Below are 13,638 nucleotides of genomic sequence, written 5' to 3'. Positions count from 1 at the left end.
AAGACCCGAATGCCTTTCGGCCCGATCGAGTTCAAGTCCAGATTGCCCGCGATTGCAGGAATTATCCAACTTTTCTGTTATCTGAACCACGCGGCGGGCATTGGCCCCGGCAGATCGCCCCGGCAGTGAACCAGAGGCGGCCCGGCGTCGTTGAGGAACGGTCCTTTCAGACCTCGACCGCGATCTGGCCCATCGGGTGCGAACAGCAGGCGAGGATGAAGCCTTCGGCGATATCCTCGTCGCTGATGCCGCCGTTATGGACCATGTGCACCTCGCCCGAGATCTTGCGGATCTTGCAGGTGCCGCAGAGGCCGAAGGTGCAGCCGGACGGGATGTTCAGACCCGACCGCTTGGCGACGGCCAGAACGGTATCGGTTTCCGCGCAAGGCGCGGTGACGCCGCTTGCGGCAAAGGTGATCTGCGCCTTGGCGCCTTCCTCGGGGGCCACGTCCTCGATCACGGGGGCGTCGGCCTCGGTCCTGATGGGGGCGCCGAAGCTTTCCTGGTGGTAATGGTCCATGTCGAAGCCAAGTGACACCAGCATCTCGCGCACCGACTGCATGAACGGCTCGGGTCCGCAGCAGAACACCTCGCGTTCAAGATAGTCCGGCGCCATCAGGCCCAGCATGATCTGGTTCAGGCGACCCTGATAGCCGGTCCAGGCGGTGAAGGGATCGTTTTCCTCGACCGTGAAGCGCAGTTGCAATCCCGGCACGCGGTCCGCGAACTGTTCCAGCCTGCGACGGAAGATGATGTCTGACGGGGTTCGCGCGGCATGGACAAAGACGATGTCCGGCATCTCGCCCGAATCCCAGGCCCAGGTCGTCATCGACATCATCGGGGTTACCCCCGACCCGGCCGAGATGAAAAGGTGCTTCCTGGCCGGATAGCGGTGGCTGGTGAAAATCCCGGACGGCCCATAGGCCTTGATCCGCATGCCCGGACGCAGATGGTCCAGCATCCAGCGGGTCGCCAGCGACGTGCGCTGCGCCTTGACCGTGACCGAGATCGACAGGGGCCGCGACGGACTGGAGCTGATCGTATAAGTCCGCTGCACGTTGCCGGATGGCAGGGGCAGGTCCAGCGTGATGAACTGCCCCGGCTGATAGTCGAACCACGCCCCGGACGGCGCCCGGAAGGTGAAGGTGGCAGTGTCCGGTGTTTCGGGAACCACCATCGCACATTCCAGCAACTCGTCGTCGGACCACGGCTCGGCGGCCCAGTTCAGGCGTGGTTTCTTCATGCGCGTCTTACTCCGCCGCGACCGCGTTGGGCGACAGGCGGCGGCTCATCAGCCCGCAATACCAGTCGATCAGGTGGATGACGCCCGCTTCCTGCGTCGGCGAATAGGGGCCGGGCTGGTAGGCGGGGGACAGGATGCCCTTCTGGTTCTCCTCGACCACCTGACGATCCTCGTCGTTGGTGGCAAGCCAGACCTCGGTCAGCTTCTGGAGGTCGTAATCGACACCTTCCACCGCGTCCTTGTGGACCAGCCACTTGGTCGTGACCTCGGTTTCCGTGGGGCTGATGGGCAGGATGCGGAAGACGATGGCGTGGTCGGGCAGGAAATGGTTCCAGGACGACGGGAAGTGATAGAACATCAGGCTGCCTGCGTCGTTCCAGGGAATCGTCCCCATCCGTTTCGACACGGCGGCCTTGCCGGACATGGTGAAGCTTTCCTGGTTGTCCATCAACGGCACGCGGGCCATGCGCCACTGCATGTCGGGCGCGTTGGTGAAGCGCGAGGGCAGATTGGCCGCATCGCAGCGCGCCCAATGCTCCAGGATCTCGGGGCTGGCCGAGTTCGGGCCTTCCATCACCGTCATCAGCGGATCGTCGGAATAGGTCCGGCACAGCGAGGGATGAGAGCCGCCGCAGTGATAGCACTCGCGGTTGTTCTCCATCACCAGCTTCCAGTTGCCCTTCTCGACGATGGTCGAGGAAAAGGCGACCTTGCTGTCCGCGATGGCGGACGGCAGCACAAAGCGCGTCAGGTTCGCGGCCAGTTCGTTGATCGCGGGCGGGATCTGGGCCAGGCAGATGAAGACCATGCCGCCCAAGTCGATGCAATGGACCGGCTTCAGCCCGTATTTGCTGGCGTCGAAATCGTCGCCCATGTCGCGGGCATACAGAAGCTTGCCGTCAAGGTCATAGGTCCACTGGTGATAGGGACAGACCAGCTTGGGGTTCGAGCCGTTCGTCTTGGCGCAAAGCCGCTGGCCGCGGTGGCGGCAGACGTTGTGGAAGGCGCGGACGCGGCCGTCGCCGCCGCGCACCACGATCACCGGATAGGCGCCGACATTCATGGTGACGAAGTTGCCGGTCTTGGGGATCTCGCACGAAGGCAGCGCGAAAAGCCATTCGCGATACCAGATCTGTTCCAGGTCGTCCTGGAAGGCCTGCTCGCCGCAATACAGATCACGGGGCAGGGAAAAGCCGGGGACGCGTTCTGCGATCAGGCTGGCGGTCGAGGTCGTATTCATGTCTGGACCCATGGAGGTGCTGGCTGCTATGGGCTGCACATTAGCGACATTGTGCCGCGGCGATGGCAAAATTGCGACCTCGTGCAGCCTGATTCAGACATTGCCGGTCCCAGTCTTCGCCGGGGTTCCGACGGCCTTTGGAAGTTTTCCACAGAGAATTTGACGAAGACTCTGGAACCCGAGGTGCCTTCCATATATTGATGGGCAGCAGATGATTTGAACCAGATGATGTGCCACGAACGCCTTGTGGTTGTTCTGCAACGGACGGAAAATCATCTGCGCCGGTCGGCGCGACACCGTTTGCTTGCCTTGATGGGGCGCGGCAGTCTGACCGAAAACAAGGGCCACCTGGGCCATGGCAAAACACGACACCGGACAGCGGTCCGGCGGTTTGGTTCGCGGGATGCACCCGTGGCCGCTGCCCACGCATGTCCAGACGAAAAGGAGCAGTGGGCATGACCATCATTGTTTATTCCAAACCCGCCTGCGTGCAGTGCACCGCCACGACCCGTGCCCTGGATGCGCGCGGTCTGTCCTATGATGTCATCGACCTGACCGAGGATGCGGCGGCGATGGAGCGCGTGACCGCGCTTGGCTATCGCCAGGCCCCGGTGGTGATTGCCGGCGACGCGCACTGGGCGGGCTTCCGGCCGGACATGATCGGCCGACTGGCCTGACCGGCAATGCAGGCGGCGGGCGGGGCATGGTGGGGTGAAACCCCACCCTACGGGCTGGTCTACTATTCCTCGGCTTCGGGGAACACGGCGCGCTTTGTGGCAGCCCTTGGCCTGCCTGCGCTGCGGATCCCAATCCGGCCCACGGATCCGATGCCGGTCGTGGAGGCGCCCTTCGTGCTGATCTGCCCGACCTATGCGGACGGGCAGGGGCGCGGCGCGGTGCCGAAGCCCGTCATCCATTTCCTGAACGATCCCCGCCGCCGCGCCCTGTTGCGCGGGGTGATCGGCACCGGAAACCGCAATTTCGGCGCGACCTATGCGCTGTCGGCCCGCGTCATCGCGGAGAAATGCAATGTCCCCGTCTTGTGGCGGTTCGAGCTGGCGGGGACGGACACAGATATTCAAAAGGTCCGCACGGGCCTTCATCAATTCCGGGGGTTGGAATGCTTGACGGTCTGAAGCCAGAACTGGATTACCACGCGCTGAACGCGATGCTGAACCTGTATGACGCCGACGGGCGCATCCGGTTCGACGCCGACCGCATGGCCGCGCGGCAGTATTTCCTGCAGCACGTGAACCAGAACACCGTCTTCTTCCACAACCTGGACGAAAAGCTGCGCTATCTGGTGGACGAGGGCTATTACGAGCCCGAGGTGCTGGACCAGTATTCCCGCAACTTCCACCGCGCCATCTGGGACGCCGCCTATGAGCGCAAGTTCCGCTTCCCGACCTTCCTGGGCGCGTTCAAGTATTACACCAGCTATACGCTGAAGACCCGCGACGGGCAGCGTTACCTGGAACGCTACGAGGATCGGGTGGTCATGGTCGCCCTGACGCTGGCACGCGGCGACGAGGCGCTGGCGATGCGTTTCATGGAGGAGATGCTGTCGGGCCGCTTCCAGCCCGCCACGCCGACCTTCCTCAACGCCGGCAAGAAATCGCGGGGCGAGTTGATCTCCTGCTTCCTCTTGCGGGTCGAGGACAACATGGAGTCCATCGGGCGCAGCATCAACTCGGCCCTGCAACTCTCCAAGCGCGGCGGCGGCGTGGCCCTGATGCTGACCAACCTGCGCGAGGCGGGGGCGCCGATCAAGGGGATCGAGAACCAGTCGTCCGGTGTCATCCCGGTGATGAAGCTGCTGGAAGATTCGTTCTCCTATGCCAACCAGCTTGGCGCGCGGCAGGGGGCCGGGGCGGTCTATCTGAACGCGCACCATCCCGACATCATGCGCTTCCTGGACACCAAGCGCGAGAACGCGGACGAGAAGATCCGCATCAAGACGCTGTCGCTGGGCGTGGTCATCCCCGACATCACCTTCGAGCTGGCGAAGAAGAACGCCGACATGTACCTGTTCTCGCCCCATGACGTGCAGAAGGTCTATGGGGTGCCCTTCTCGGACATTTCCGTGACCGAGAAATATGCCGAGATGGTGGACGACAAGCGCATCAAGAAACGCAAGATCAACGCGCGCGAGTTCTTCCAGACCATTGCGGAAATCCAGTTCGAAAGCGGCTATCCCTACATCATGTTCGAGGACACGGTGAACCGCGCCAACCCCGTGCATGGCCGCATCACCATGTCGAACCTGTGCAGCGAAATCCTCCAGGTGAACGAAGCGTCCGAGTTCAACGAGGATCTGAGCTATTCGCACCTGGGCACTGATATTTCGTGCAATCTGGGTTCGCTGAACATCGCGGCGACCATGGATGGTCCCGATTTTGGCGCCACCATCGAGGCGGCGATCCGCGCCCTGACCGCCGTGTCGGAGATGTCGGCCATCGAGGCCGTGCCTTCGATCCGTCGCGGCAATGACGAGGCCCATGCGGTCGGCCTGGGCCAGATGAACCTGCACGGCTTCCTGGCGCGCGAGCGGATCCATTACGGGTCGCCGGAAGGGGTCGAGTTCACATCGATCTATTTCGCCGCCGTGGCCTTCCACGCAATCCGCGCGTCGAACCTTCTGGCGCAGGAGCATGGCCGGACCTTCAAGGATTTCGAGAAGTCGAAATACGCCGACGGCTCGTTCTTCGACAAGTATACGGATCGCGACTGGCTGCCGGTGCTGCCGGACGTGGCGCGCGTTTTCGAGAACGTGACGCTGCCCACGCGCGACGACTGGGCGCGGCTCAAGGCCGACGTGATGAAGCACGGGCTGTATAACCGCAACTTGCAAGCCGTGCCGCCGACCGGATCGATCAGCTATATCAACAACTCGACCAGTTCGATCCACCCGATCGTCAGCAAGATCGAGATCCGCAAGGAAGGCAAGATCGGCCGCGTCTATTACCCCGCCGCCTTCATGTCGAACGAGAACCTGGACTATTACCGCGACGCCTATGAGATCGGTCCCGAGGCGATCATCGACACCTATGCCGCCGCGACCGAGCATGTGGACCAGGGCCTGTCGCTGACGCTGTTCTTCCCGGCCGAGGCCACGACCCGCGACATCAACCGCGCCCAGATTTACGCCTGGAAGAAGGGCATCAAGACGATCTACTACATCCGCCTGCGCCAGACCGCGCTGGAGGGGACCGAGGTCCAGGGCTGCGTGTCCTGCACCTTGTGAGCGAAGCCGGGGGCTGTCTGCCCCCGGACCCCCGAGGATATTTGAACACAGAAGATGAAAGGGGTTCTTCGGGATGAAGGATCAAGTGATGCAGACGGTCGCGCGCGCGATCAACTGGAACCGCCTGGACGATGAGAAGGACCTGGAGGTCTGGAACCGGCTGACGGTGAACTTCTGGCTGCCGGAAAAGGTGCCGCTGTCCAATGACGTGCAAAGCTGGGCCACGCTGCGCCCGGCCGAGCGTGAGCTTACGATCCGCGTCTTTACCGGGCTGACGCTACTGGACACGGTGCAGAACACGGTCGGCGCGCCCTCGATGATGCCCGATGCCATTACCCCGCACGAGGAGGCGGTGTTGTCCAACATCGCCTTCATGGAGGCGGTGCATGCGCGCTCCTATTCCTCGATCTTCTCGACCCTGTGCCTGACCAAGGAAGTGGACGAGGCCTTCCGCTGGGCCGAGGAGAACCCGCATCTGCAAGGCAAGGCCAGGCTGATCCTGGAGGAATACAAGGCGGGCAGCGACCCGCTGAAGCGCAAGATAGCCAGCGTGTTCCTGGAAAGCTTCCTTTTCTATTCGGGTTTCTACCTGCCGATGTACTGGTCAAGCCGCGCCAAGCTGACCAACACCGCCGACCTGATCCGCCTGATCATCCGCGACGAGGCCGTCCATGGCTATTACATCGGCTACAAGTTCCAGCGCGGGCTGGAGCGGGTTTCCGAGGAACGTCGGGCGGAACTCAAGGACTTCGCCTTTTCGCTGATGTTCGACCTTTACGAGATCGAGCAGAGCTATACGGCGGAACTCTATGACGGGATCGGGCTGACCGAGGATGTGAAGGCCTTCCTGCACTATAACGCCAACAAGGCGCTGCAGAACCTGGGCTACGAGGCGTTGTTCCCGCCCCAGGCTTGCGAGGTGAACCCGGCGATCCTGGCCGCGCTGTCGCCCGACAGCGAGAACCACGATTTCTTCAGCGGGTCGGGGTCGTCCTATGTCATCGGCAAAGCGGTCGCCACCGAGGACGAGGACTGGGATTTCTGAGAAGCCCGCAATACGGCGGGGATTAGGTCGGGCAGGTCGTCGGCGATAAGGCCAGGGCCGAACAGGCGCGCGGCCTGGGCGTGGATCAGCGCGCCAAGGCTGGCGGCATCCAGCGGCTCAAAGCCTCGCGCCAGCAGGCCGGTGATGATGCCCGCCAGCACGTCGCCCGCGCCTGCGGTGGCAAGCCAGGGGATGTCGAAGGCCGAATGGATGCGGGCGCGGCCTTCGGGGGCGGCGATCACGGTGTCAGGGCCTTTCAGCAGGACTGCAACCCCGCAGCGGGCGGCGGCATCGCGGGCGGCGTCAAGCTTGGAATAAGCGGGGCCTTGGGTTGGCGTTGCCTTCAGGCGCTCGGCCAGATCCGGGAACAGGCGGGCGAACTCGCCCATGTGGGGCGTTAGCACGCAGTTCTTGGGCAAGCTTGCGAAAGGATCCTGTCTGCGGGAAAGCGCGGTCAGGGCATCAGCATCCAGAACGGCAGCGCAGCCGGAACCAAGCAGGGCGTCCAGCAGGCCGTCCGCGCGTTCCACCCCGCAGCCCGGACCCAGGCAAAGGGCAGAAATCCGCTTGTCTTCAAGCAGCGCGCCTAAATCCCTGGCGGTATCGACCGGACGCAGCATCAATGCGTCGGGGGGGCGGACATGATCCGACAGGGCCGATTGCCGCGGGCAGATCGTCACCAGCCCCGTGCCCACGCGCAGGGCCGCGCGTGCCGACAGCCGCGCCGCGCCGCCATGCCCCGAAGAACCGGCAAGGATCAGGGCATGGCCATGATCATACTTGTGTCCGCCGTGCTTGGTGATCTCTCCTCGGACAAGGCGACGGACACGCGGTCCCTCTGGCGACCCCGGAAGACCGATATCCGCGACCACCACCTCTCGGCAGAGGTCGGGACCGTCGGCCAGCAGATGGCCGGGTTTCAGGCTGTCGAATGTCACCGTCAGATCCGCGCCCCAGACCGTCAGGTCATCCTCTGCCAGCAGGCGTCCGCTTTCGGCGCAAAGTCCGCTGGGGACGTCGACGGCCACCACATGATCGACGCCGAGGCCGCGGGGGCCGCTTAACATGTTGTGGACAGCCTCGTGGATACCATCGAAAACGCCCCGAAGGTTGCTGGCAAGCGGGCGCGTCAGGCCGATGCCGAACAAGGCATCCACCAGAACCTCGGCCTGGTAGCATTCTCCGACATCCGGCATGATGGGATTCACGGATCCCATGGCCCGCCAGCGGTCATGGTTAGCCCGTGCGTCAGGGGGCAGGCGGTCGGCCCCACCCAGTAGTTTCACGCGGACCTCCCACCCTTTCTCGGCTAGCAGGCGCGCCACTACGAAGCCGTCGCCGCCGTTGTTGCCGGGTCCGCACAGGACGATCGCCCGGTGTGGATGGCCGGAGGGATGGTCCTGATACTCGGGCCATTTGCGTATCATCGCCGCGACGACTGCGGCGCCGGCCCGTTCCATCAACTCCAGTCCGGTTACGCGTCCGCTGGCAATCGCCTTGGCTTCCATGGCGCGCATTTGGGCGGTTGTCAGGACTTCGCTGCCCGTGAACATGAATTCTGCATCCTGTTTAATCATACAGCACAAAAAACAGGCAATATTTCTGGTTGCCTGCGATTGCTGGGGCAATCCGCACCGCGCCCCGTTTACCCAAGCCATGAAACCCGCCAATCAGGCGTCAGGCAAGCCGCGAGGAAGGATCATTGCGATGAAGAAGGTCGAGGCGATCATCAAGCCGTTCAAGCTGGACGACGTGAAAGAGGCGCTGCAAGAGGTGGGCGTGCAGGGTCTTTCCGTCACCGAGGTCAAGGGCTTCGGTCGCCAGAAGGGTCACACCGAACTTTATCGCGGCGCGGAATATGTGGTCGACTTCCTGCCCAAGGTGAAGATCGAGATGGTGCTGCCCGACGACCAGGTCGATGCCGCCATCGACGCCATCATCAGCGCCGCCCGCACCGAGAAGATCGGCGACGGCAAGATTTTCGTATCGCCTGTCGAGCAGGCAATCCGCATCCGCACCGGCGAAACCGGCGACGACGCGGTCTGAACACAAGAAAAACAACATCCCCAACAGGATTATCGCGTCCGGCAGGAGAGCCGGGGCGCATCGACGCAGAAAGGGAAGAGATGACGGTCAATGACGTTTTGAAGCTTCTGAAGGATGAGGAGGTCGCCTATGTGGACGTCCGCTTCACCGATCCCAAGGGCAAGCTTCAGCATGTGACGCTGGATGTCGATCTGATCGACGAGGACTTCTTCGAGGAAGGCTTCATGTTCGACGGCAGCTCGATCGCGGGCTGGAAGTCGATCGACCAGTCCGACATGAAGCTGATGCCGGATCCCTCGTCGGCCTACATGGACCCGTTCTATGCGGAAAAGACGCTGTGCGTGCATTGCAACGTGGTGGAACCCGACACGGGCGAGGCCTATGCCCGGGATCCGCGCGGCACGGCCGTCAAGGCCGAGGCCTACCTGAAGTCCACCGGCATCGGTGACGCCTTCTATTGCGGCCCCGAGGCCGAGTTCTTCATCTTCGACGACGTGCGCTATCAGGTCACGCCGCAGAAGGTGTCCTACCAGATCGACTCGGTTGATGCCGCCTGGAACACCGATACCGAATACGAGATGGGCAACACGGGCCATCGTGCGGCCCACAAGGGCGGCTATTTCCCCGTGAACCCGATCGACGCCGGCCAGGACATCCGGGGCGAGATGCTGTCCACCATGAAGCGGATGGGCATGAAGGTGGACAAGCACCACCACGAAGTCGCCTCGGGCCAGCACGAGCTGGGGCTGATCTTCGGCGGGCTGACCGAACAGGCCGACAACATCCAGAAATACAAATACGTCATCCACAACGTGGCCCACGCCTATGGCAAGTCGGTGACCTTCATGCCCAAGCCCATGAAGGGCGACAACGGGTCGGGGATGCACGTCAACATGTCGATCTGGAAGGACGGCAAGCCGCTGTTCGCGGGCGACAAGTATGCCGACCTGAGCCAGGAGGCGCTGTATTTCATCGGCGGCATCCTGAAGCACGCCAAGGCGCTGAACGCGCTGACCAACCCTTCGACCAACAGCTACAAGCGGCTGATCCCCGGCTTCGAAGCGCCGGTGCTGCGCGCCTATTCCGCGCGCAACCGGTCGGGCTGCGTCCGTATTCCGTGGACCGAATCGCCGAAAGCCAAGCGCGTCGAGGCCCGCTTCCCCGATCCGGCGGCCAACCCCTATCTGGCCTTCGCCGCCCTGCTGATGGCGGGCCTGGACGGGATCAAGAACCGGATCGATCCGGGTCCCGCGTCGGACAAGGACCTCTATGACCTGCCGCCGGAAGAACTGGCCGAAATCCCGACCGTCTGCGGATCCTTGCGCGAGGCGCTGGAGGAGCTGGAGAAGGACATGGACTTCCTGCTGCAGGGCGACGTCTTCACCCGCGACCAGCTGGAAGCCTATATCAAGCTGAAATGGGAAGAGGTCTATGCCTATGAGCATACGCCCCACCCGATCGAATACGCGATGTATTACAGCTGCTGAGGCTTGAAAGGCGCCCTTCGGGGCGCCTTTCTTCAGTCAAGCTGCAGCTTGACCGCGAAATCCAGGAAGCTGCGCATCGCGCCGGTCATCAGCTTGCCGGATGGATAGACCAGGTTCACCGGCAGGTCTGGCAGGGCGTATTCGCACATCACCACATCCAGCCGCCCGGCCTTGACATCGTCGCGCACGACGAATTCCGGCAGCAGCGCCAGGCCCCTGCCGTTCAGCGCCATGGAATGCAGCATCTCGGTGTTGTTGCTGAAGAAGACCGGCCGGACCGGCTGGCGGATCGTGCGGCTGCCCCGGCGCAGCGGCCAGGTCAGGTTGCCGGGCAGGTTGGTATAGTGAAGGCAATCGTGGCGCAGAAGGTCGGCGGGCTTTTCCGGGCGGCCCATCCGCGCCAGGTAATCGGGCGAGGCTACCAGCATGATGCGCACCGCGTGCAGCCGCCGCGCGTGCAGGGTCGAATCCTGCAGGTTGCCGATGCGGATCACCGCGTCGAAGCCGTCGCCCACGATGTCGCTGGCCCCGTCGTCCAGGACGATCTGCAACTGCACGTCGCGGTATCGTTCCATGAAGTCCAGCAGATGCGGCTGAAGCACCTTCAGCGTATAGAAGATCGGGCTGCCGATCTTCAGCGTGCCCGACTGGCTTGTCGTGGTCGCCTTGACGGCTTCGGTCGCCGCATCCAGCCGGGCCAGGATCTCGCGCAGGTCCCGACTGTAGGCCAGGCCCGCGGCGGTCGGCGTCACCTTGCGCGTGGTGCGCACCAGAAGACGGACGCCCAGGCTGGCTTCAAGATCGGCGATGTGCTTGCTGCACAGGCTGCGGGAAATGCCCATGCGCGACGCTGCGGCGGCAAAGCTGCCCTCGTCGATGACGCTGACAAAGGTGCGGAAGACGCTGGTATCCATGCACGCCACCATGCACCGCGCCGCGAAAAAGGAAAACCGCCCCGGTCAGGGGGCGGTTGCAATCCTGCCTTGCGACGGCTTAGCGGATATAGGTCGAACGGGGGCCGGGCGCGGTGAAGTCGCTGACCGACAGGGTCGCGTCGGCGTCGATGCCTGCGCGTTCCAGGTCTTTCTTGTTCATCAGGTCGGCTGCCTTGACCTCGACCGTCTGCGCGGCGACGACCGGCGCTGTCGGCATGTCGGCGTCCGAGTTGCCGGAATTGTAGCTGGCGGCTTGCGCGGTTCCGGTGGCAAGGATAACGGCGCCAAGGATGGCTGCGATGTTTTTCATGATATGTCTCATCTGTCTGTCGTTTCTATGACATGGATATAACCCCCTGATATGTCGTGAATTAGACCGGATCTGCTGGTTTCAGTGTTCAATGATGCTGCACAATACCGCCCGTTTCCTGTCAGGACAGGCCCAGCAGGCGCACCGCCTGGGCGACCTGCTGCTGCGGCGTCAGCATCATGTCGATGACCACGCCGTCCTCGTCCGGGGCCAGTGGCTCAAGCGTGGCCAGTTGGGAGTCCAGCAGCTTGGGCGGGAAGAAATGCCCCGCGCGATGGTTCAGCCGGTCCGACAGCACTTTGCGCGTGCCGTGGACATGCAGGAACCGCACGCGCGGCGCCCCGCTGCGCAGGATGTCGCGATAGCTGCGCTTCAGCGACGAACAGCCCAGGACCGAGCTTTCGCCCCGCGCCTCGGCCGCCGCGATCTGGTCGGCCAAGGCGTGCAGCCAGGGCGCGCGGTCCGCGTCCGTCAGGGGCGTGCCCTGCGCCATCTTGTCCACGTTGGCCTGGGGGTGGAAGGCATCGCCCTCCACAAAGGGCCAGCCAAGATGGGCGGCCAGGGCTTCCCCGGTGGTGGTCTTGCCGGCGCCGGATACCCCCATCACCACGATGTGCTGCGGCCCCGTCACAGCAGCCACCAGCCCAGCAGGGCAAAGGCGAAGGCCGTCAGGCCAATGGTTGTTTCCATCACGGTCCAGGTCTTCAGCGTGGTTGTTTCATCCATCTTCAGGAACCGCCCGACCAGCCAGAACCCTGAATCGTTGAAATGGCTGAGAACCGTGGCGCCGCCCGCGATGGCGATGACCAGGAAGCACAGGTCCAGTTCCGACAGGCCCGGCGTCGCGGCGACGGTGGGGGCGATCAGGCTGGCCGTCGTGGTCAGCGCCACCGTGGCCGACCCCTGGGCCACGCGCAGGGCGGTGGAGATGACGAAGGCCGCGACGATCAGCGGCAGGCCCACCGATTCCAGGCTGCCAGACAGGGCTTCGCCGATGCCGCTGGCGCGCAGGACGCCGCCGAACATGCCGCCCGCGCCGGTGACCAGGATGATGGCGCAGATCGGGCCAAGCGCGCCGTCCACGATCTTTTCCATCCGCGCAGGATCGTTGCCGCGCCCCAGCAGATACAGCGCGATCAGCAGCGTGATCAGCAACGCGACGGGCGTCTGGCCCAGCATCCGCAGCAGGTTCACCCAGGCCGCGTCTCCGTCGATGGCGCCGATCGTCGCCAGCGTGTTCAGGCCGGTGTTGAAGAAGATCAGGATCAGCGGCAGCAGCAGGATCAGCAGCACCGTTCCGAAGGCCGGCGGTTCGCCCGTCAGGCGGTGTTCGTCATTCGCGCCCAGCAGTTCCGGCACCGGGACGGTGAAGCGCCGGCCCAGGAACAGCGACACCAGATAGCTGCCGACATACCAGGTGGGCAGCGCCACGATGGTGCCGACGATCAGCAACAGCCCGATATCGGCCCCCACCAGATCGCCCGAGGCGACGGGACCGGGATGGGGCGGCACCAGGGCGTGCATCACCGCAAAGGCCCCGGCAGCGGGCAGGGCATACAGCAGCACCGACCCGCCAAAGCGCAGCGCCACGCTGAAGATGATGGGCAGCATCACCATCAGCCCGGCATCGAAGAAGATCGGAAACCCGAACAGCAGCGATGCCACGCCAAGTGCGAAGGGCGCGCGCCGTTCCCCGAACTTGTTGATCAGCCGGTCCGCCAGGATCTGCGCGCCGCCCGATACCTCCAGCAGGCGACCGATCATCGCGCCGAAACCGACCAGCAGCGCGACGGTGGCCAGGGTGTTGCCGAAGCCGGTCAGCAGCGTCGGCACCACCTCGGCCAGGGGGATGCCGGTGACAAGGGCCGTCAGCAGGCTGACCAGGACCAGGGCAATGAAGGCATGCAGCTTGAAGCGCATGATCAGCACCAGCAACAGCCCGACCGAGGCTGCCGCGACGCTTAGCAAGAACAGCGTGCTGTGTACGGTTTCTGTGTCTTCCAAGGGGTTCCCTCCTGCATCGAGACGCCGGGTGGCCGGGCAAATAGTGCATCCATATCCGCCAACGCCGTAATGGCGGTTTTGGTG

General features: G+C 63.7%; 13 protein-coding genes. 6 read left to right on the top strand and 7 right to left on the bottom strand.

Going from position 1 to position 13,638, the window contains the following annotated elements; all coding sequences use genetic code 11:
- Window positions 1-166: 166 nt before the first annotated feature.
- Window positions 167-1,243 carry an FAD-binding oxidoreductase gene (locus RAH32_RS05490; RefSeq protein ID WP_306605887.1) on the bottom strand — a complete coding sequence of 359 codons (1,077 nt, stop codon included), beginning with the start codon at window positions 1,241-1,243 and terminating at the stop codon, window positions 167-169.
- Window positions 1,244-1,250: 7 nt separating this feature from the next.
- Window positions 1,251-2,483, bottom strand: a complete 1,233-nt coding sequence (locus RAH32_RS05485) for an aromatic ring-hydroxylating oxygenase subunit alpha (RefSeq protein WP_306605885.1) — start codon at window positions 2,481-2,483, stop codon at window positions 1,251-1,253.
- Between the two features lie 455 nt (window positions 2,484-2,938).
- On the opposite strand from RAH32_RS05485, the gene nrdH reads away from it, so the two are divergent.
- From nrdH to nrdF, 4 genes are all read left to right on the top strand, one after another.
- The gene (gene nrdH, locus RAH32_RS05480) at window positions 2,939-3,160 is read left to right on the top strand and encodes a glutaredoxin-like protein NrdH (RefSeq protein ID WP_207465377.1); all 222 of its coding nucleotides are present in this window, start codon (window positions 2,939-2,941) and stop codon (window positions 3,158-3,160) included.
- A 6-nt stretch (window positions 3,161-3,166) separates the two neighbouring features.
- Window positions 3,167-3,619 carry a class Ib ribonucleoside-diphosphate reductase assembly flavoprotein NrdI gene (nrdI, locus tag RAH32_RS05475; protein ID WP_306605881.1) on the top strand — a complete coding sequence of 151 codons (453 nt, stop codon included), beginning with the start codon at window positions 3,167-3,169 and terminating at the stop codon, window positions 3,617-3,619.
- The gene (nrdE, locus tag RAH32_RS05470) at window positions 3,604-5,727 is read left to right on the top strand and encodes a class 1b ribonucleoside-diphosphate reductase subunit alpha (protein WP_306605879.1); all 2,124 of its coding nucleotides are present in this window, start codon (window positions 3,604-3,606) and stop codon (window positions 5,725-5,727) included. The genes nrdI and nrdE overlap by 16 nt, the downstream gene beginning before the upstream one ends.
- A gap of 88 nt (window positions 5,728-5,815) precedes the next feature.
- Window positions 5,816-6,772 carry a class 1b ribonucleoside-diphosphate reductase subunit beta gene (nrdF, locus tag RAH32_RS05465; protein ID WP_373429668.1) on the top strand — a complete coding sequence of 319 codons (957 nt, stop codon included), beginning with the start codon at window positions 5,816-5,818 and terminating at the stop codon, window positions 6,770-6,772.
- Here nrdF and RAH32_RS05460 read toward each other — a convergent pair.
- The gene (locus RAH32_RS05460; RefSeq protein ID WP_306605875.1) at window positions 6,721-8,325 is read right to left on the bottom strand and encodes an NAD(P)H-hydrate dehydratase; all 1,605 of its coding nucleotides are present in this window, start codon (window positions 8,323-8,325) and stop codon (window positions 6,721-6,723) included. The two genes, nrdF and RAH32_RS05460, sit on opposite strands and share 52 nt — an antisense overlap.
- A gap of 154 nt (window positions 8,326-8,479) precedes the next feature.
- Between RAH32_RS05460 and RAH32_RS05455 the strand changes: the two genes are divergently transcribed.
- On the top strand, window positions 8,480-8,818 hold the full coding sequence (locus tag RAH32_RS05455) for a P-II family nitrogen regulator (protein ID WP_306605873.1): 339 nt from the start codon (window positions 8,480-8,482) through the stop codon (window positions 8,816-8,818).
- An 80-nt stretch (window positions 8,819-8,898) separates the two neighbouring features.
- Window positions 8,899-10,305 (top strand): type I glutamate--ammonia ligase, encoded by a 1,407-nt coding sequence (gene glnA, locus RAH32_RS05450; RefSeq protein WP_306605871.1) that lies wholly within the window; start codon window positions 8,899-8,901, stop codon window positions 10,303-10,305.
- A gap of 32 nt (window positions 10,306-10,337) precedes the next feature.
- Here the strand turns inward: glnA and RAH32_RS05445 are convergent, their stop codons facing one another.
- The 4 genes from RAH32_RS05445 to RAH32_RS05430 all read right to left on the bottom strand — a co-directional run bounded on the left by RAH32_RS05445 (window position 10,338) and on the right by RAH32_RS05430 (window position 13,554).
- A complete protein-coding gene (locus RAH32_RS05445; RefSeq protein WP_306605869.1) occupies window positions 10,338-11,219 on the bottom strand; it encodes a LysR family transcriptional regulator in 882 nt (293 codons plus the stop codon).
- A gap of 79 nt (window positions 11,220-11,298) precedes the next feature.
- Window positions 11,299-11,550, bottom strand: coding sequence for a hypothetical protein (locus RAH32_RS05440; RefSeq protein ID WP_103171480.1), 252 nt, complete (start codon window positions 11,548-11,550; stop codon window positions 11,299-11,301).
- A gap of 121 nt (window positions 11,551-11,671) precedes the next feature.
- Entirely contained in the window at window positions 11,672-12,181 is a 510-nt protein-coding gene (locus RAH32_RS05435; RefSeq protein WP_306605866.1) for a gluconokinase, read from the bottom strand.
- On the bottom strand, window positions 12,178-13,554 hold the full coding sequence (locus RAH32_RS05430; RefSeq protein ID WP_306605864.1) for a GntP family permease: 1,377 nt from the start codon (window positions 13,552-13,554) through the stop codon (window positions 12,178-12,180). Before RAH32_RS05430 ends, RAH32_RS05435 begins: the two co-directional genes overlap by 4 nt.
- Window positions 13,555-13,638: the final 84 nt, after the last annotated feature.

Source organism: Paracoccus yibinensis (genome assembly GCF_030846195.1).
Classification (GTDB): Bacteria; Pseudomonadota; Alphaproteobacteria; order Rhodobacterales; family Rhodobacteraceae; genus Paracoccus; species Paracoccus yibinensis.
Note: the sequence above shows the minus strand (reverse complement) of the source record. Positions and strands in the feature narration are given on the sequence as shown.

What these genes read in the sequence shown, in the direction of transcription:
- RAH32_RS05485 (WP_306605885.1), bottom strand. Translation starts at nt 2,483, where the DNA reads ATGAATACGACCTCGACCGCCAGCCTGATCGCAGAACGCGTCCCCGGC.
- nrdI (WP_306605881.1), top strand. Translation starts at nt 3,167, where the DNA reads ATGCAGGCGGCGGGCGGGGCATGGTGGGGTGAAACCCCACCCTACGGG.
- RAH32_RS05460 (WP_306605875.1), bottom strand. Translation starts at nt 8,325, where the DNA reads ATGTTCACGGGCAGCGAAGTCCTGACAACCGCCCAAATGCGCGCCATG.
- RAH32_RS05490 (WP_306605887.1), bottom strand. Translation starts at nt 1,243, where the DNA reads ATGAAGAAACCACGCCTGAACTGGGCCGCCGAGCCGTGGTCCGACGAC.
- nrdF (WP_373429668.1), top strand. Translation starts at nt 5,816, where the DNA reads ATGCAGACGGTCGCGCGCGCGATCAACTGGAACCGCCTGGACGATGAG.
- RAH32_RS05440 (WP_103171480.1), bottom strand. Translation starts at nt 11,550, where the DNA reads ATGAAAAACATCGCAGCCATCCTTGGCGCCGTTATCCTTGCCACCGGA.
- RAH32_RS05455 (WP_306605873.1), top strand. Translation starts at nt 8,480, where the DNA reads ATGAAGAAGGTCGAGGCGATCATCAAGCCGTTCAAGCTGGACGACGTG.
- glnA (WP_306605871.1), top strand. Translation starts at nt 8,899, where the DNA reads ATGACGGTCAATGACGTTTTGAAGCTTCTGAAGGATGAGGAGGTCGCC.
- nrdE (WP_306605879.1), top strand. Translation starts at nt 3,604, where the DNA reads ATGCTTGACGGTCTGAAGCCAGAACTGGATTACCACGCGCTGAACGCG.
- RAH32_RS05445 (WP_306605869.1), bottom strand. Translation starts at nt 11,219, where the DNA reads ATGGATACCAGCGTCTTCCGCACCTTTGTCAGCGTCATCGACGAGGGC.
- nrdH (WP_207465377.1), top strand. Translation starts at nt 2,939, where the DNA reads ATGACCATCATTGTTTATTCCAAACCCGCCTGCGTGCAGTGCACCGCC.